15 protein-coding genes are annotated in these 18,404 nt (G+C 65.0%); 6 read left to right on the top strand and 9 right to left on the bottom strand.

Annotation, left to right across the window (positions count from 1 at the left end):
• Positions 1–22 precede the first annotated feature (22 nt).
• From AC3WUM_RS18235 to AC3WUM_RS18220, 4 genes are all read right to left on the bottom strand, one after another.
• A complete protein-coding gene (locus tag AC3WUM_RS18235; RefSeq protein WP_492411982.1) occupies positions 23–2,392 on the bottom strand; it encodes a catecholate siderophore receptor Fiu in 2,370 nt (789 codons plus the stop codon).
• Between the two features lie 253 nt (positions 2,393–2,645).
• Complete coding sequence (locus AC3WUM_RS18230; RefSeq protein ID WP_492411980.1) at positions 2,646–2,864, bottom strand: hypothetical protein; 219 nt, start codon at positions 2,862–2,864, stop codon at positions 2,646–2,648.
• A 24-nt stretch (positions 2,865–2,888) separates the two neighbouring features.
• Entirely contained in the window at positions 2,889–3,971 is a 1,083-nt protein-coding gene (locus AC3WUM_RS18225; RefSeq protein ID WP_492411979.1) for a fatty acid desaturase family protein, read from the bottom strand.
• Positions 3,972–3,991: 20 nt separating this feature from the next.
• On the bottom strand, positions 3,992–5,110 hold the full coding sequence (locus tag AC3WUM_RS18220) for a ferredoxin reductase (RefSeq protein ID WP_492411978.1): 1,119 nt from the start codon (positions 5,108–5,110) through the stop codon (positions 3,992–3,994).
• A 168-nt stretch (positions 5,111–5,278) separates the two neighbouring features.
• On the opposite strand from AC3WUM_RS18220, the gene AC3WUM_RS18215 reads away from it, so the two are divergent.
• From AC3WUM_RS18215 to AC3WUM_RS18205, 3 genes are all read left to right on the top strand, one after another.
• Entirely contained in the window at positions 5,279–5,944 is a 666-nt protein-coding gene (locus AC3WUM_RS18215) for a TetR family transcriptional regulator (RefSeq protein ID WP_492411977.1), read from the top strand.
• 215 nt (positions 5,945–6,159) lie between these two features.
• On the top strand, positions 6,160–10,488 hold the full coding sequence (locus AC3WUM_RS18210; protein WP_492411976.1) for a M36 family metallopeptidase: 4,329 nt from the start codon (positions 6,160–6,162) through the stop codon (positions 10,486–10,488).
• A gap of 87 nt (positions 10,489–10,575) precedes the next feature.
• Complete coding sequence (locus tag AC3WUM_RS18205) at positions 10,576–11,172, top strand: DUF6438 domain-containing protein (RefSeq protein WP_492411975.1); 597 nt, start codon at positions 10,576–10,578, stop codon at positions 11,170–11,172.
• Positions 11,173–11,179: 7 nt separating this feature from the next.
• Here AC3WUM_RS18205 and AC3WUM_RS18200 read toward each other — a convergent pair whose 3' ends face one another.
• On the bottom strand, positions 11,180–12,085 hold the full coding sequence (locus tag AC3WUM_RS18200; RefSeq protein WP_492411974.1) for an alpha/beta fold hydrolase: 906 nt from the start codon (positions 12,083–12,085) through the stop codon (positions 11,180–11,182).
• A gap of 28 nt (positions 12,086–12,113) precedes the next feature.
• Entirely contained in the window at positions 12,114–13,172 is a 1,059-nt protein-coding gene (pspF, locus tag AC3WUM_RS18195; protein WP_492411973.1) for a phage shock protein operon transcriptional activator, read from the bottom strand.
• Positions 13,173–13,398: 226 nt separating this feature from the next.
• Between pspF and pspA the strand changes: the two genes are divergently transcribed.
• Genes pspA through AC3WUM_RS18180 form a run of 3 tightly spaced genes read left to right on the top strand, consistent with a single transcriptional unit; the run spans position 13,399 to position 14,770 of the window.
• Positions 13,399–14,085, top strand: a complete 687-nt coding sequence (gene pspA / locus AC3WUM_RS18190) for a phage shock protein PspA (protein ID WP_492411971.1) — start codon at positions 13,399–13,401, stop codon at positions 14,083–14,085.
• 48 nt (positions 14,086–14,133) lie between these two features.
• Positions 14,134–14,358, top strand: coding sequence for an envelope stress response membrane protein PspB (pspB, locus tag AC3WUM_RS18185; RefSeq protein ID WP_492411970.1), 225 nt, complete (start codon positions 14,134–14,136; stop codon positions 14,356–14,358).
• Positions 14,351–14,770, top strand: a complete 420-nt coding sequence (locus AC3WUM_RS18180) for a PspC domain-containing protein (protein WP_492411969.1) — start codon at positions 14,351–14,353, stop codon at positions 14,768–14,770. Before pspB ends, AC3WUM_RS18180 begins: the two co-directional genes overlap by 8 nt.
• A 46-nt stretch (positions 14,771–14,816) precedes the next feature.
• Here AC3WUM_RS18180 and AC3WUM_RS18175 read toward each other — a convergent pair whose 3' ends face one another.
• The 3 genes from AC3WUM_RS18175 to AC3WUM_RS18165 all read right to left on the bottom strand — a co-directional run bounded on the left by AC3WUM_RS18175 (position 14,817) and on the right by AC3WUM_RS18165 (position 18,324).
• Entirely contained in the window at positions 14,817–15,989 is a 1,173-nt protein-coding gene (locus tag AC3WUM_RS18175) for a hypothetical protein (protein WP_492411967.1), read from the bottom strand.
• Positions 15,979–16,497 (bottom strand): sigma-70 family RNA polymerase sigma factor, encoded by a 519-nt coding sequence (locus tag AC3WUM_RS18170; RefSeq protein WP_492411966.1) that lies wholly within the window; start codon positions 16,495–16,497, stop codon positions 15,979–15,981. The genes AC3WUM_RS18175 and AC3WUM_RS18170 overlap by 11 nt, the downstream gene beginning before the upstream one ends.
• 105 nt (positions 16,498–16,602) lie before the next feature.
• A complete protein-coding gene (locus tag AC3WUM_RS18165) occupies positions 16,603–18,324 on the bottom strand; it encodes a vWA domain-containing protein (RefSeq protein ID WP_492411964.1) in 1,722 nt (573 codons plus the stop codon).
• Positions 18,325–18,404 lie beyond the last annotated feature (80 nt).

Below are 18,404 nucleotides of genomic sequence, written 5' to 3'. Positions count from 1 at the left end.
TTTACACAGCATTACATCAAGCTTAGAACGACAGGTTGAGCGTCAGCAGGTACGAACGCGGCGTGCCCGGGAAATAACGCTGGCCCGAGTTGTTCACGCTAGCGACGTAGTCCTCGTCCGCAATGTTGTAGACGTTGAGCTGCAGGCCGTAGTTCGGCGTGATGTCGTACTTGGCCATCGCGTCGAACACGACGTAGTCGTCAACTTTAACAATACCAGTGGTCACATTCGCCAGATTGTTATTAACCGTACGAGTCTGAGTATCGACATAGCGCAGGCCGCCACCGACGGTTAGCGGAATCGGCAGCTTGTACGTGGTCCACAGCGTAGCGTTCTGCTTCGGCGAGAAGTTGATCGCGGCGCCGGTCTGCGTCGACATGGGGTTTCCATCCGGCCCGATCACCGGCGTGCCATCTGCGTTGAACTGCCAAGCACCCTCTTTGACCTTGGCATCCTGGTATGTGTATCCGAAGCTCAACTGCCAGTTCGGCGTGATCTGACCGATGGCGCTGAGCTCCACACCCTCGACTTCGCGCTTGCCGTACTGCGTCACCGTCTGATCTGCTTCGTTGCGCGCAACATCGTTCTTGTTTTCGCTCTGGAACAGAGCCGCCGTCGTCAACAGCTTGCCGCCGAAGAACTCCCACTTAGTGCCGACTTCGAGATTTTTCGACGTCTGCGGCTTCAGACCAGGATTATTGATGTTGGTCGCGGACGTGGTGTTCAGCACGAAACCATCGGTGGCCGGCGGACGCTTGTTGTTAGCAGTAGAAATGTACACGCTGCCACTTGGTAGAGGCTTGAACACCAGGCCCGTCTTGTAGCTCAGCAGATTGTCGGCAAGGCGCCCATGCCCAGGAACCAGCGTTCCAACCGGCAGCGTCGGCTGGGCAGTCGCCGTGGATAGCGAAACGCTATTGGTCTCGGTTTCGAAACGCTCCCAGCGCAGCCCGCCGTTGAGCTGCCATTGCTCACCGAATTTGAGCGTGTCGAACAGATAGAGCGCACCAGTGGTGGTATTGCCATCCGTGTAAGCGCCGTTGGGAGTGATCGCGGTACCCGGCTGGCTGGAGTCCGGGTTATACAGATTGGCAGCGACCTGCCCCGACGCGGCGGTCAAGGTCGGCGTGTACTGCGATTCGTAAATAAATTCAAAACCAGTGCTGATGTCGTGCTGTATTACGCCGGTCTTTACCGTCGTTACGAAACTGCTCTGATTGGTCAGCACCTCGTTCTCGCGCGAGATGCCCTGGCGCGAGCGCCCCTGAGTCCAAGTGGCGGGATCCTGCACCACGGCGTTCGGGCCAGCAGTGTTCGGACTGGCAACCACCGGAGCCTGCAGCGGCGCGGTCATCTCGCGCTCCTGCGACACCTTGCCGTAGCGCGACAGGTTGCGGACCGTGGTGCCCGGCGCCAGATCGTGTTCGATCTTGACCGTGAACATGTTGGACTTGATGTCTTCGAAGTCGGTGTCCAGTCCATAGAAGTTCTTGGTATCGACCGGACGCGCATCGACCGGCGTGCCGGTGGAATTGGTCGGGTTGCCGTTGGCATCGCGGCCTTCGAGGATCAGGTTGCGATAGCCCGAAATGCCGATGGCCGAAACACCGCCGTCCGGCAGGTTGTTCTGGCGCATGTGCTGCGTGAAGATGTAGGTGCGCGTGTCGGTGCCCAGACCGAAAGCGATCGACGGCGCGATGCCCCAGAGCTCGCGCTCCACCTTGTCGCGGCCGGCGACGCCGCCGTCCTGACCGACGAGGTTAAGACGGATGGCGGTCTTCTCGCCGACAAGCTGGTTGAGGTCTGCCGTCGCGCGCGAGCGATCTTCGGTGCCATAGGCGACCGAGCCGCTATAGGCGTTCGACGCGAACGGCAGCTTGCTGGCCAGGTTCACGTAGCCCGAAGCCGAGCCACGGCCGTTGTCGGCGCCTGACGGGCCCTTGGCGATTTCGATCTGTTCGATGTTGAACACATCGCGCGAAGCCGGACCGAGGTCACGCACGTTGTCGATGAAGATGCTGCCCTGCGCATCGAAGCCACGCATGAAGATGGCATCGCCGCTGGTCGAGTTGCCGTTTTCACCGGCCTGGAAGGTGATGCCCGGCGTGTTGCGCAGCGCATCGGCGAGGCTCAGCGAGCCCTGGTCCGCGATGATTTCCTTCTTGATGACCGTGATGGTCTGCGGCGTATCGACGAGCGGCTGGGTGAATTTGGGAGACGAAGCCTTCTCGGGCTTGTAGGTCGTCTCCGCGCTGTCCTGCACCTTCACCGACGGCAACGCCACGGCGCGCTCGTTGGTGGCGGGAGTTTCGGAAGCTTCCTGGGCGAAAGTCGGAACCGCGTAGACCACCAGCGCCGCTGCTGCCAGCGGCGTCAAACGAAACTTCAACATGCGAAAAACCCCCGTGGAATCATTTTATTAGCCCGGGTGTGGCCCGGAGCGCTATGCACGTCTGCGCATTGCAGCGTCTGCCCTTCTCACAAACGAATACGATTCTACATGAGAATCATTATCGAGTAACAGTGGCGTAACTTTCGTTACAGAACTTTACAAACCTCGACTCGACTCCAAAGCGGATGTTCCGGGCATAAAAAACCCGGCGCGGGGCCGGGTTTGGGATGCAGCGAGCGAAGCCGCGGCGCGGTCAGTCCGAATCCTTCTCAGCGGCTGCGCTACCCTTCTTGCTCTCGGCCTTCTGGGCGGCTTCGACGACTTCGAACACGTCGCTGGCCCAGCCGCCCACTTCGCGCGTGACGTCGCGCACCGCGCCCGTGATGACGCCGGTGACGCGGCCGACGCGCTCGGCCCCGGATTCGACGGCCACCTGCAGTACGTCCTTGATGAGTTCCAAACGGCTCGGCATGAAGTCCTCTCGTCGGCGGCCCGGTCAGGCCTGGGCCGGCAGCATCGCAGACCGCGGCGGCAGCGCCAACGTCAGGATGCGCCGGACCACGCTGCCGAACTGCTCGCCGAGCGAGCCGCTGTTGTACGGCAGGCCGTAGCGCTCGCAGATCTCGCGCACTTCGGCCGCGATCTCGCCATAGCGGTGCGCCGGCAGATCGGGGAACAGGTGATGCTCGATCTGGTGGCTCAGGTTGCCGCTCATCAGGTGCAGCAGCTTGCCGCCTTCGATGTTGGCGCTGCCGAGCAGCTGGCGGCGATACCAGCCGCCGCGCGTCTCGTTGTCGAGCGTCGATTTTTCGAAAGTCTCGACGCCGTCCGGAAAGTGCCCGCAGAAGATGATCGTGAACGCCCAGACGTTGCGGATCAGGTTGGCGCTCGCATTGCCCGCGAACGTGAACAGCGCGAACGGGCCCGACAGCGCCGGAAACAGCAGGTAATCCTTGAGCCACTGGCGACGCGTCTTCTTCCAGATGCCGCGCAGCAGCGGCACCGCATCGCGCCAGCGCTTCTTGCCTTCGATAATCTGATCGACCTCGGCGTCGTGCACGGCCACACCGTACTGGAACAGCACCGCGAGCAGAAACGCATACAGCGGGTTGCCGAGATACTTCGGATGCCAGGCCTGCGCCGGGTCCATGCGCAATATGCCGTAGCCGACATCGCGATCGACGCCGAGCACGTTGGTGTACGTGTGATGCATGACGTTGTGCGAATGCTTCCACTGCTCGCCCGGGCAGGCGTTGTCCCAGTCGAAGCTCTTGGAGCTCAGCGCCGGATCGCGCGCGAAGTCGTACTGCCCGTGCATGATGTTATGGCCGATCTCCATGTTGTCGAGGATCTTGGCGACCGACAGCGCGGCGACGCCCGCAATCCAGGCCGGCGGCAGAAAGCCGAGCCACAGCAGACCACGGCCCGCGATCTCGAGATTGCGCTGGACGCGAATCACACCGCGGATGTAGTTGACGTCGCGAGCACCGAGATCGGCGATCACGCGGTTGCGGATCGCATCGAGCTCTTCGCCGAAAGACTGCAGCTGTTCCGCGGTCATCGTCTTCTGGGTCGTCATGGCAAGCGTCCTCGTCGAAATCAAAGATCGAGCGTGACGTCGCCGACGGCGGCGCTCACGCAGAGTTGAATGTCCTGTTCGCCCTCGTCGGAGAGCGTTCCATTGCGCAGATCGCGCACGCGGCCCGAGGTCTTGCGACACAGGCAGCTGTGGCAGATGCCCATGCGGCAGCCCGCGTCCGGACGCAGGCCGGCGGCTTCGGCCTGATCGAGCAGGCTGCGGCCGTCGTTGGCGACGTAGCGCTCGCTGCGCGAAAAAATCAGATCGCCGTTTGCGGAGCCCGGCGCGGCAGCCGGCTTGATCGCGGCGACGAAGCGCTCGTAGCGCAGCCGTTCGGCGCGGCCCTGCTCGCGCATCGCGAGTTCGACCGCATCGATCAGCGCGGCCGGGCCGCAGACATAGGTCGTCGCCTGCGCGAACTCGTCGCCGAGCGCCCGCAACTGCGCGGCCTCGAAGTGACGCGAAGCCGTGCCGGTGCGCGTCTCGACGATGCGGATCGTCCACTGCGGACGCAGCTCGGCGATGCGCTGCAACTCCTGCACGAACAGGCCCTGCTCGCGGCTGCGCACGTAATAGAGCAGCGCGACCGGCTCGCTGCAATGACGGCTCAGCAGGCTGCGCAGCAGCGACAGCACCGGCGTGATGCCGCTGCCACCCGCGATCAGCAGCAGCGGCGATTCGATTTCCGGCAGCACGAAATCGCCATCGGCCTGCGACAGCATCAACACCTGGCCGATCTGCGCGCGTTCGAACAACCAGTTCGACACCCGCCCCTGCCTGCGCACCGCGATTTCGAGGCAGCCATCGGCACTGGCGGGCGCTTCGGAAAGCGAATAGCAGCGCATCAGCCGCACGCCATCGACTTCGACGCCGACACGCACGTACTGGCCGGCACGAAAACCGGTCCAGTGGCGGTTCGGGCGCAGGCGCAGCACCACCGCGTCCTCGGTCGGACGCTGCACGCCGACGATGCGGGCCTTGACCTGATCGACCGACCACAACGGATTCCACTGTTCGATGAAGCGCTCGACGCCGTGCGGAGCCGTCAGCGTGGCGGCGACTTCCGACTTGAGCAGGCGATCAAGACCGCGCATCCAGATTCCGGAAGGCTGCGAGGCGAGCTTGGACAAAGCGGACATGGAGACTCCAGAGAAACTTTTAGTGAACGACTGTGCACAAACTAAAGCAGCCTGGATTAGAATGTCAACACTTGTTCACTTTCGATTCGTAAAGCATCCCTTTTCCCTTCCCAAACCGCCTATACTTCGATGATCAAATCCGCATGGGCTGCGCCCGCCAAGCTTGTAATGAGTGAACGATCGATCACAGAGAAGCTCAGCGAGCTCCAGAGCGCCCGCGAAGGGCGCGGCATGCGAACGCGCCAGGCCTTGCAGGAAGCGGCGCTGCGCATGGTCGAGGGCGATCGCAGCTTCAGCGGCCTGAGCCTGCGCGAAGTCACGCGTGAAGCCGGCGTGGTCCCGACCGCCTTCTACCGGCACTACGCGACGATGGAAGAGCTCGGTCTCGACCTCGTCGCCGAATCCTTCGAAACCCTGCGCCGCATGATCCGCTCGGTGCGCAGCGCGGGCCTGCCGACCGATCGCATCATCCCGAGCTCGGTCGAGCTGCTCGTGAAGCACGTGCATGCGCATCGCCAGCACTTCGGCTTCATCGCGCGTGAGCGCTACGGCGGCTACGCGAGCCTGCGCGAGGCCATTCGCCGCGAGATCCGGCTGTTCGCGGCCGAGCTGTCGACCGATCTCGCGCGCTTTCCGCTACTCGATCGCTGGGCCACCGAAGACCTGCAGATGCTCGCGAGCCTGATGGTCAACGCGATGGTTTCGATCGCCGAAGACATCCTCGATGCGCCGCAACGGCCCGATGCCGAAGCCGACATCATTCGCCGCGCCGAGAAGCAACTCGTGTTCATGACGCTCGGCATTCCGGCCTGGCGCTCGCAGCCGCCACGCTGAACCGAGTCTCAGTTTGCATGCGGGCCGGCGCGCCCGATTGCAGGCTGCAACTATGTTGCGATGCAGCGCGGGTTTTTCCTACATTTCCCTCGTTTTTGACCTAGGAAAAGCCTTCATTCCAGCCGTGAAACGGCGCGGTATAAGAGTGCCCTGCGCGTAGTTGGGACACGCGCTGAAAACCGCTCGCGCGGCAAATCAAGGTCAAGGGAGCCGTAATGAAAAAACTAGTTCTGTGCGCCGCCGTCGCGGCGCTGGCAGGCGCGACTGCTGCGTCTGCCACTCAGCCGGTCTATTCCAAACATGCGAACTTCGATGCGAGCCTGGCCCGCAAGGCCCCATCGACGAGCTCGAGTTCGCTGAGCCGGCCGCAGCGCATCAGCGCCGCCCAGGCTCCCAAAGCCAGGAAAGAGCTGCAGCCGCAGATCAAGATGGCCAGCCAGCCGACGCTGCGCAACGAATCCGACAGTCATCTCGGCGTCGATACCTTCGTCTGGTCCAACGCCCAGGCGGCGGCCACGCCGCTGACTCCGCTCAAGTCCGGTCAGCGTCTCGAGACCGGCGCCCGCAGCTTCCTGTCGCTCAACTCGGCCAAACTCGGCCTGAGCAAAGCCGCGCTTGAAAATGCTCGCCTGGTCGAGCAGCACGACACCCACGGCGGACCCAAGATCGCGCGCTTCCAGCAGACGCAGGATGGCATCGACGTGTTCGGCCGCCAGATCAGCGTGATGATGGATCGCAACATGAAGCCGGTCGCGGCTTCGGGTTACTTCGCGCCGCAGAAGGGCGATGGCGGCTCGCACGGTATCGCCAAGCGCCGAGCCGCTTCATTCGATCTGAGCGTCGCCCAGGCCGTGTCCAAAGCCTTCTCGAATCTCGGCGGCAGCGTCTCGGCGGGCTCGCTGCAGACACTCGGGCAGAAGGGCGCCTACACCCTGCTGCGCGCACCAACCACCAAGACGCCCGGCAAGCTCGCGCTGAACGGTTCGCCGCGCGGCAAGCAAGTGCTCTATCCGCTCGGCGATGAGCTCGTTCCGGCCTGGTACGTGGAACTCGCGACCGCATCGCCGAAGGAACGCGGCAGCTTTTCGTACGGCTACGTGGTGTCGGCCGCGACCGGCGAAGTGCTGTTCCGCAAGAACCTCACCGAGTACGAAGCCTTCACCTATCGCACCTGGGCCGACAGCACCGGCGAAAACCGCCCCTACGACAGCCCTCTCGGCAGCGACTTCCCGACGACCCCGCTGACCACGCTCGATCCGAACTTCGATCCGCCGCGCACGCCGGTGCCGAGCACTCTGGTGACGATCGATCACGGCCCGATTTCGACCGGCGATCCCTGGCTCACCGCTGGCGCCACCGAAACCGTCGGCAACAACGTCGACGCCTACATCGACCTGGTCGGCCAGCCAGGTGAAGACCCCAACTTCGACACCGGCGGTCTCGACGAGGACCTCGGCGATTACCGCGCCACCGTCACCGCGCCGGGCCTGTTCGATTACAGCTACCAGGCCGGCGACAGCCCGATCACCGATTCGGCCCGCCGCAATGCGATCGTCAATCTGTTCTACATGAACAACTGGCTGCACGATTACTGGTACGACGCCGGCTTCGATGAAGTGGCCGGCAATGCCCAGGCCAGCAACTATGGCCGCGGTGGTGTCGAGGGCGACCCGATCCTGGCGCAGGCGCAGGACTGGGGCGGACGCAACAATGCCAATATGAGCACGCCGGCCGATGGCGAATCGCCGACGATGCAGATGTACCTGTTCGACGGCGCGGTCACGCTGGGCCTCAACGTCACCTCGCCGGCACTCGGGGAATTTGACGTCGGCACCGCTTCGTTCGGCCCGACCAACTTCAGCTTCACGGGCAGTCTCACCACCACCACGCCGGCCAACGGCTGCACGACGCTCACCAACGGCGCGGCCGTCGCCGGCAAGATCGCGCTCATCGATCGCGGGGCCTGCAGCTTCCAGCTCAAGACGCTCAATGCGGAGGCCGCCGGCGCCATCGGCGTGATCATCGCCAACAACGCGGCCGGCGAAGCCCCCGGCCTCGGTAGCGACAACACGCTGGCGAACCCGACCATCGGCACGATCAGCGTCAGCCAGGCCGACGGCAGCACGCTCAAGACGGCGATTTCCGGCGGCACCGTGGTGGCCAGCGCGAGCATTCCGACCGAGTCCGATTACGACGGAACGGTCGACAACGGCATCGTCGCACACGAGTTCTTCCACTACGTGAGCAACCGCCTCGTCAACGACGGCTTCGGCCTCGTCAACCAGCAGGGCCGCGGCATGGGCGAAGGCTGGTCCGACGTCGCGGCGCTGCTGCTGACCGTGCACGAAGGTGACGACGCGATCGCGGGCAACGAGAACTTCGGCGGCGCCTATTCGACGGCCGCCTATTCGACCGGCAGTGCCTACTTCGGCATCCGCCGCGCACCGTATTCGGTGAACCCGGACGTGTTCCCGATGACCTTCCAGCACATCGAGAACGGCGTAGCGCTGCCGACCGGCGTTCCGCTCGCGTTCGGCGCGGATGGTGCCGACAACTCCGAGGTGCACAACGCCGGTGAAATCTGGGCCAACACGCTGTGGACGTTCTACGTGGCCCTGCTCAACGACTCGCGCTACACCTTCGCCGAGGCCCAGGATCGCTTCAAGAAGTACATCATCGCCGGCCTCAAGATGACGCCGTTCGCTCCGACCTTCCTCGAAGCGCGTGATGGCATTCTGGCTGCGGCATTGGCGACCGATCAGGCCGACTTCGAGCTGGCCGCGAACGCGTTCGCGAAGATGGGCATGGGCGTCGGCGCCGTCGCGCCGTATCGCCTCGACACCGACAACGCCGGCGTGGTCGAAAGCTACGTCGCGCTCGCAGCCTCGTTCGAAGTCACCGACTACTCGATCGACATCACCACCGACAACGACGAAGACGGCATTTTCGATGCGGGCGAAACCGCGCAGGTTACGGTCGCCATCCACAGCAACGGCACGCGCGACCTCAGCGACGTGGTGACGGCGAACCTGAGCGCCACCGGCAACCTGACGACGCCGGCGACGGTGACGTTCCCGGCGGTCGATGCGAACGGCAACAGCAGCGTGAGCTTCCCGGTCACGCTGACCAGCGCCACGCTCGCGCAGACCGTCAGCCTGACACTGAGCTTCCCGCAGGTCGGCACCTCGGACGATGCGGTGGTCGAGCCCGATGCGGTCACCGCCTCGCTGTCGGTGAACTACGACGTGCAGCCGCAGGCTTTCGATTCCGATGACGTGGAGAACCCGCTGGCCTCGGAATACGACTGGGGCGTGCAGCTGCTGAGCGGCCATCCGGACGTCGGCAACTGGGGCATCGCCGACGGCGATTCGTTCTTCGGCTCGGGGCTGGGCTGGTACATCCCGGACAACGAGCTCGCCTCCGACGCCGTGCTGGTCTCGCCGCCGATCAAGGTCGGAAGCGCCGCATTCACTTTCAGCTTCGATCAGTTCTTCCTGTTCGAGTACGCCGGCGCCCTCGGTGACGGCACGCCGGTCAGCTACGACGGCGGTGTACTCGAAGTCAGCCAGGACGGAGGCCAGACCTGGGCCGATGTGACTGCAGCCGGCGGCAGCTTCACCGAAGGCGGATACAACGGCCTGGTGCTCGCATTCGACGAGGAAAACGGACGCGAAGGTTTTGCCTACCTCAGTGATGAAAACTTCGGCCTCACGACCTCGACCGTGAGCTTCGGCACCAGCCTGGCCGGCAAGACCGTACGCTTCCGCTTCCGCGCAGCCTCGGACATCCTGATAGGCGACTTCGGCTGGTTCATCGACAACTTCCGCTTTACCGGCAACGCCAATCCGCCGTTCGGCGAAGTGGTGGAGAACGGCACCGCCAACTATCCGGTGGAAGTCGTGGTGCCGGCGAACTTCAGTGCGCCCGAACGCACCGCGGGCTCGCTGACGCAGGCCACCATCACGCTCGCGGGCGGCGCAGAGGATCGCAACGGCCTCGCCGGCGTGACCTACGCATGGACGCAGACGGCGGGCCCGGCCGTGACGCTCAGTGGAGCCAATACGGCCACTGCGCGCTTCACCGCGCCCAACATCGCCGTCGACACCAGCCTGACGTTCTCGCTGACGGTCAGCGACGGTCAGTTCAGCGATACCGGCTCGGTGACGGTGACGATCACCAACGTCAACTCGCCCGCGACGATCAGCATCTCCGGCCCACCACGTCTGAGCGTCGGCAACGAGATCGTGCTGAACGCCACCGCGAGCGACGTCGACGGCGCGCTGACTTACCGGTGGTCGCAGGTGTCCGGTCCGGAGCCGCTGTCGATCGGCGGCGCCACCGGCACGACCGCGAGCGCGACGACGAGCAGAGCCGGCATCTACGTGTTCCGCCTGACCGTCACCGACCCTGAGGGTGGCCAGACGTCGAGCGACTTCACGGTCGACGTGTTCCAGCCGATCAAGAAGGGCGGCAGCTTCGACTGGATGCTGATCCTGGCCGGTCTGGCGGCGTTCGGCGCCCGCCGTCGCATCACGCGGCATTGACGGCGAGGCGGTAACGAAAAGGGGAGCTTCGGCTCCCCTTTTCTTTATGCACTGGTCATCCCCGCGAACGCGTGCTGCAATGCCGACATGACGATCCAGACCACTTTCCGCTCGCTGAGCTTGGTATCGCTGCTGCTGTTCGTCTCGTCGTGCCAGAGCGAACCGGCGACGAAGAAACCGCTGCCCGCCCCACCCGATCGCCCGGCTTCACCCGCCAGCGCCCCGCCGATCGGCCGCGTGCCGCGCCTGGCCTCGCGGGATGTGCTGGCCGACGGCGAGGTGATCCGCCTGGATCGCTCGGGCTGCGGATTCGCCTGCCCTTCGTATTCGATCGTGATCCGCTCGGACGGACAGGTGATCTACACGGGCCGGGCACACACCGCCGTCGGTGGGCAGCGCGAGGCGCAGCTCGATCCGAAACAGCTCGGCCGCCTGCTGCAGACGCTCGCGAGCGAGCTGCCGCCGATCGCGGGCCGCTACACGCCGGGCAGCAAGCAATGCGGAACGATGCGCACCGATCAGCCGACGGTGACGCTGACCGCGCGGCTGGACGCCGGCGAGCCGACGCAGTCCGTGCGCTACGGCGGCTGCCCGGGGGCTCCACGCAAGCTCGCCGAGCTCGAGAACCTCGTCGACACGACGGTCGACAGCGGACCGTGGGTCAGCCAGCGGCCGATGTATTGAAAGCCAGCTATTCGCTGTACTCGTTGTACTGCTGGCCATCGACGAAGCCGGCGAACTCTGCGATCCAGCTCGCGATCTCGTGCGGATGGCTCAGCTGCACCCAATGCCCGGCATCGATCTCGCGTCGCCATAGTCGCGGCGCCCAGCGCTGCAGGTCTTCGGTCAGATCGGGCAGCACATAGGCGTCGCGCAGCGGCACGATCAGCTGCACCGGCAGATCGGTGGCGCGCGGCCGCGCCTTGCCGAGCCGGCCACGAATGTTCGCGCGATACAGCTTCACGCCGATCGCGCCGTCGCTCGCCTGCGTCGCACTCGGCGTCGCGCTGACGCCTTCGCGCCAGGCCAGCCACGAAGTCCAGTGCCTGGCCAGACCGCTGCGCCACAAGGTCGGCGCGATCAGCGGAAGCTGGAACAGCCCGATGTACCAGGAATGCGCGAGCTGCCTTGCGGCCTGGCGGATCTTCGTGGGTTCGCGACTGCCCAGGCGCTCGGCGAGCCAGTGCCCGGCGTGATCGAGGCTGGGGCCCGAAATCGTCGTGTACGAGGCGATGCGCGAGCGCAGCGTGTCGTCGACCACCGCTTCCCAGGCCTGGATCGAGCCCCAGTCGTGGCCGACCAGGTGCACGGGCTGCGCAGGACTCACCGCGTCGAGCACCGCCTTCAGGTCGGCGACCAGAAGCGGCAGTGCATAGGCCGACACCGGTTTGGGCTTGCCCGAACGTCCGGCTCCGCGCACGTCGTAGGCGACGACGTTGAAGCGATCGCCGAGCTCGTTCGCAAGGCCGTCCCAGACCGAAGCCGAATCCGGGTAGCCGTGCACGAGCACGAGCGTGGGTTTTTCGGCCGAATGCGGCCAGCGATAGACGGCCAGATCGATCTCGCCGGATCGCACGATCATCATCAACGGATTCATGACGCTTCCTCGTCGGTGAAACGCAGGCTCATTCTTCGGCGCGCAGCAGCCCGTACTTGCGCAGCTGCCCGCGATACTGGTGGTAGGTCAGGCCGAGCAGTTCGGCCGCCTTCTTCTGGTTGTAGCGCGCCGTATCGAGCGCGCCCTTGAGCAGACGCGTTTCGAACTCCGCGACTTCGCGTTCGAAGTCGAGCGGGAAACTCGGCGTCGATTCTCCTGCCGTCGGCTTCGCCGAAGCAGTGGCAGCAGCGACCAGTTGCGCTGCGACACCTGCCTGCGCGCTCGGCAGCACGCTCCTGGGCCGATACGGCGAGGCGAATGGATCGAACTCCATTTGCTCGATCACGCGCCGGGCGTTCTCGAGCCGATACACCGCGCGCTCGATGACGTTGCGCAACTCGCGCACGTTGCCGGGCCATTCATAGGCGAGCAGCTGGCGCTCGGCGGCCGGCGAAAAGCCTGCGAAATACTCACGATCGAGCTCCTTGGCCATGTTCTCGGCGAAGCGCTGGGCCAGCAGCAGGATGTCTTCGCGGCGCTCGCGCAACGGCGGCACGGTGACGACATCGAACGAAAGCCGATCGAGCAGATCCTCGCGAAAACGCCCGGCCTGCGCGAGCGCGGGCAGATCCTGGTTCGCGGCGCCGACCAGGCGCACGTCGACGCTGAGGGTCTCGGACGAACCCAGGCGCTCGAACTCGCCGTACTCGATCACGCGCAGCAGCTTCTCCTGCAGGCGCAGGCTCATGCTCGCGAGTTCGTCGAGAAACAGCGTGCCGCCGTTGGCGAGCTCGAAGCGCCCGACGCGCGGCCGCGTCGCGCCCGTGTAGGCGCCGGCGACGTGGCCGAACAGCTCGGATTCGAGCAGTTCCTCGTTGAGCGCCGCGCAATTGAACTTCACGTAAGGCCGCTGCCAGCGCTCGGACAGGAAGTGCAGCCGCGCGGCGATGAGCTCCTTGCCCGAACCGCGCTCGCCGATGATCAGCACGGGCTTCGACAGCGGCGCCACGCGCGACACTTTTTCGAGTACGGCCAGAAAGTTATCGGACTGCCCGATGATGGGGTCCGGAGCGTCGCGCAGCGCCATGGGCGATCCTGGAAGGTCTTTTTGACGATTATGCCCAACAGATGGCGCGTTCTACCACGACGTGGGAATTCTGGCGCATCCCAGAATCCGATCCCCTATCCCTCTTCGGGATAAACCTAATAAATTCAATTTCTTAATCCGGAGTTCGAAATTGGCACAGGCTTGGCAATACGGAAAGGGCCAAACGAATCCGTATCATCCTTGAAGCACCCCGGAGCTTAGAACCATGGGCATCTTTTCGCGCCTTTCCGACGTCATCAATTCCAACATCCACGCCATGCTCGACAAGGCGGAGGACCCTTCGAAGCTGGTCCGCCTGATCATCCAGGAAATGGAAGACACCCTCGTCGAAGTGCGTTCGACCTCGGTGCGCACGATCGCGCGCAAGAAGGAACTGCAGCGCCTGCTCACGCAATTGCAGATCGAGGCCGACGACTGGGCCGGCAAGGCCGAGCTCGCGCTGACCAAGGACCGCGAGGACCTCGCACGCGGAGCGCTCGCCGCCAAGAACCGCGCGATCGAACAGTTCGCGCTCTACGACAAGGAGCTCGCCCACGTCGAGGAAGAGATCGGCAAGCTCGACGAAGACACCGGCAAGCTCAAGGCCAAGCTCGCCGATGCGCGGGCACGCCAGAAGAGCATCGTGCTGCGGTCGCAGTCGATCAACTCGCGCTTGCGCGTGAAGTCGACGATCAACGACGGCAAGATGCAGGACGCGATGGCGAAGATGGACGCCTACGAAGGCAAGATCGATCGCATGGAAGCGGAGCTCGAAGCCTATGATCTCGGCACGCGCTCGCTGTCCGACGAGTTCGCGCAGCTCGCCGCCAGCGACAAGGTCGAGGACGAGCTGACCAAGCTGCGCGCCAAGCTCGGCAAGTCTTCCGCCGCGTCGGACGAACCCAAGCCGTAGCGCGCGCTCACGGTTTCGTCACATCAGGGAGTCAGGGGGAATCCTTACGTGGAAGATTTGCTTGCCATCATCTGTCTGTTCGTGATCCTGCCCGGCATGGTGCTGTGGTTCATCGACCGCAGATCGCGCCGCAAGAATCAGCAAAGTGAAACCGCGCAGGTCGCCAACGCCGACCTGCTGCGCATCGCCGAACGCATGGAGCAGCGCATCGAGGCACTCGAGAAAATCCTCGATGCGGAAGCTCCCAACTGGAGAAATCGTCATCATGGCTAAGTTTTCGTCACGCATGTCCAACTTCCGCCGCTATCCGGCCGATGGCTACATCGGCGGCGTATGCGCCGGCATCGCCTCGTATCTCGACTGGAACGTTCGGCTGATCCGCGCGCTCGCCGTGCTCACGCTGATCTTCGGCGGCGGCTTTCCGATCCTGCTCGTCTACGGCGTGCTCTGGTACGTGATGGAAGAGGACAAGGGGCCGGCGCCAAGCGGTGACGACAGCTCGCACGAGCCTTACGCGGGCTCCAGCAGCCGCTACGAATCGCGCAGCAGCCGTTATGCGTCGCCGAGTTCGGGCGACATCAAGGCGCGTTTCACCCGCCTCGAACAGCGCCTCAGCAACATGGAAGAGTGCGTGACCTCGAACGACTACGAACTGCGCCGCGAGCTGCGCAAGCTCGGCGGATAGCACACCGCAGTATCGGAGCACCCGCTGCCCGGGGCGACGCATCGCGTCACCCCGGGCAGTTTGCGATGTAGAACACCTCGCTCCCCTCAGCGCGATCCTTCACCACGATGTAAGCGCCCTGCCTCGGAAATACCCAGTATTCCAGTTCGCCGCCATCGGCTGGCGGTAGCGATGGCGGCGCTCCGCACGGCGGCGTGCCTTGCACTCTGGCCTCGCTGAGCTGCCAATGGTTGTTGGTGACGATCAGATCGCTGAGCTCGCGCGGTGGGTTCCAGCTGCGACGAATGCCGACGAGCTTCCAGTTCTCGTCGTAATAGAACTCGATGCTGTTCGGCGTTGGTGAGCCCTGGGACTGGTAGACGTCGAACGCCAATCCGTACCAGTAAGGTGTCGCAGCGTCGGAATCGGCCGGCTCTTCATGCAAGGGCGTTCCATAGATCGCATGCACTGCGCCACGTGAATCGCGCCCGACCTTGATGCCATTGAACAAGGGCTCGCCCCACGCATCGGCCTGCGACTGCTTGGAGGCTGCGGAGTTCGAGAAGCCCGGACTCCCGCTTGGCTCGGCCGCCTTCATACGCGCCGCCGGTCGTGGAGCCTCAGCCGAGGCGATCGAGGGCGGAGCCGATGCGAAAGCAGCCGCAGGTGGCGACGGCATGGACGCTGACGGCGGCGGCGGCGGCGGCGGCGGAGTAGCGTCCTGTATCGCGCTGCGCTTCGCTGCTTCACCTGCCATTCGCAAGCGCTGCTGATCACGCTCGATGGCCGCCTCCGCTCGCCGGGCCTCGCGCTGCGTTTGCTCCTGATACGCACGCTGCGCAGCGCGCTGATGCAGCTCTCGCTCAAGCTTCTCCCGCGCCTGCGTAGCCTGCGCAGCAGCGGATTCAGCGTCGACCGCGCGTTCGTCCACGGATTCGGGAACCCGCATCGCCGCAGGCCGGGCTGGCGCCGGCGCTCGCACCTCGGGCTCACGCCAGAGATCGAGCACGAGCCCCAAGCCGAGCACGAGCGCAGCGGCGAGCGCCATCGGCGCCTGCCAGCGACGTCGCAGGCTGCGACGCGGACGCACGGCCTGCTGCGCGAATGCGAGCACCGCCTCGTCGATTTCTTGCGAAGGCTGCTCGTGCCGCGCTGCACGGTAGGCCTTCGACAGCGCATCGTCGCCGCGCAGGTAGGCCTCGATCTCGTCGTCGCTCGGCAGTTGCGGATCAGAGGACATCGGTCAGCGCCTCGCGCAATCGTGCCAATGCATAACGCAATCGGCTCTTCACGGTTTCACGTCCCACTCCCGTCGCCTGGGCGATTTCTTCCAGGCTCAGTCCACCTTCCTCCTTCATCAGGAACGCCTGCCGCTGCTCGATCGGCAGGCGCGACAGCTCGTGCAGCAAACGCGCGCGCTGCGACGCGGCTTCGGCCTGCGCCTCGGGCTGCTGCTGCGATGGCGCAGCGATCGGCGTGTCGTCGTCGAGTGCTTCGGTCGCGGGCTTGCGTGCCCGCACATGATCGACGAGCCGATGATGCGCGAGTGTGTAGAGCCAGGTCGTGAAGCGCGCCCTGGCTTCGTAGCGCTCGCGCGAGCGCACGACATTGGCCCAGACATCCTGGAACAGTTCCGAAGCCTGGTCCTCGTGCCCGCAGCCGCGCAGCAGGTAGCGATAGACGCCGCCGCGATGCCGGCCGTAGAGCAGCCGAAACGCCGCCACGTCACCCTGGCGATAACGCAGCATCAGCGCTTCGTCCGTCGGACCGGAATCGATGGCACGCGAGCGCGCATCGGCTTCGGCTGATGCAGGCTCGTCGTCATCGTCGGCGGCAGCGATTTCAGGCAGCGCTCACTCTCCAGGCAGATCGGCGCGCGCGCTCTGGCGCGGCGTCAGGCTGTCGGCGAGCTGCACGAGCTGCATGAATTCGCCGACTTCGCCGTTCTCGTCCGCGCCGCGCGCATCAAGGGCCAGCTTCTCGACCGCAGTGTAGTCGAAGCCCTGCAGGTACTCGGAGCCACGCAGCAACTGGCCGAAGCCCGCGACCGCGGCCGACAGCCGGAACGCCGGGCTCGTCGACGCCAGCGAACTGGCGATGTCATGGCGCGTCAGCGCGCGCTCGATCAGACGACTCTGCGCCTGCTGGCCATCTTGCGGGCGCTTGTAGCGCAGGCGCAGATACGCGAGTTCGCCGCTCTTGCTTGGCGCGGCCCTGGAATCCGCGCCGTAACGCAAGGCCTCGATGCGCTCGCCGCCCTCGCCTGCGAGTGCGATCTCGTAGAGCGCGGTGACGCGATGACCCGCGCCGATGTCGCCCGCATCGATCTGGTCGTTGGAAAAATCCTCGCGCCGCAGCTGACGGTTCTCGTAGCCGATCAGGCGATATTCGGCGACCTGCGCCGGGTTGAACTCGAGCTGTATCTTCACGTCGCGCGCGATCGTCGTGAGCGTGGCGCCGGCTTCGCGCACGAGCACTTTCTGAGCCTCGGACAGCGAATCGATATAGGCGTAATTGCCGTCGCCCGCATCGGCGAGACGCTCCATCAATTGCTCGTTGTAGTTGCCGGTGCCGAAGCCGAGCGTGGTCAGTGCGACACCGCTCCTGCGCTGCTGCTCGACACGCTGCAGCAGCGCATCGAAGCTCGTCACGCCGAGGTTGAAATCACCGTCGGTGGCGACGAGCACGCGATTGACGCCGTTCTTGATGTAGCCCTGGCGCGCCATCGAATACGCGAGTTCCAGACCCGCACCGCCGTTGGTTCCGCCGCCGGGCTGCAGGCGTTCGAGCGCCGCGACGATGGTGTCGCGCCGATCGCCCGGCGTGGGTTCGAGCACCACCTGCGTCTGCCCCGAATACGTCACCAGGCTCACGCGATCCTGCGCGCGCAGCTTGCCGGTCAGCAGCTTGAGCGAGGCGATCACGAGCGGCAGCTTGTCGGCGCTCTGCATCGAGCCCGAGGTGTCGACGAGGAATACGAGGTTCGACGCCGGACGCTCGCCGGGCGGAACCCAGCCCTGGATGCCGACGTGCAGCAGGCGCGTCCTCGGGTTCCATGGCGTCGGGCCGATTTCGGTGATCAGTCCGAACGGCGTGTCGCGATCGTGCGGAGCCTCGTAGCCATAGTCGAGATAGTTGATGAGTTCCTCGGCGCGCACCGCGTCCTTCGGCGGCAGCTGGCCCTCGCGCAGAAAGCGGCGCACGTTGGCGTAGCTGCCGGTGTCGACGTCGACGCTGAGGGTCGAGACCGGGTTTTCGGCGACGCGCTGCACCGGGTTTGCGGCCAGCTTTTCGTAGCGCTCGCGTGCCTCGGGCGGCGGCATCGGCGCGGAATGGGACGGCGGCATCACCGCCATCATGCGCGCGCTTCTGGCCATCGACTCGGCGGCGAAGCGACGTTCGCTCATCGCCTGGGCGGCCGCCGCGTCGGCGGCAGGCGACGGCGCCGACATCGCGGCAGGCGGCGGTGGAGCCGGCGGCGGCTCGGCCGCTTCGGGCTTCTGCGAAGGGCTCGAGCAGGCGGCGAGCACCGCCAGGGCGGCGACGCCGGCCGACAACAGGGATCGTGGCAGCATGGAAAACTCCGGGGCATGGACTCGATGCTGTAAACGGAAGGCCGCGCGAAATGGGGTTAAGCGCACGCGAAAACCTTCGG

The organism is Hydrocarboniphaga sp. FW305-C-57 (assembly GCF_058783045.1).
This window is presented reverse-complemented; position numbering and strand designations above follow the sequence as displayed.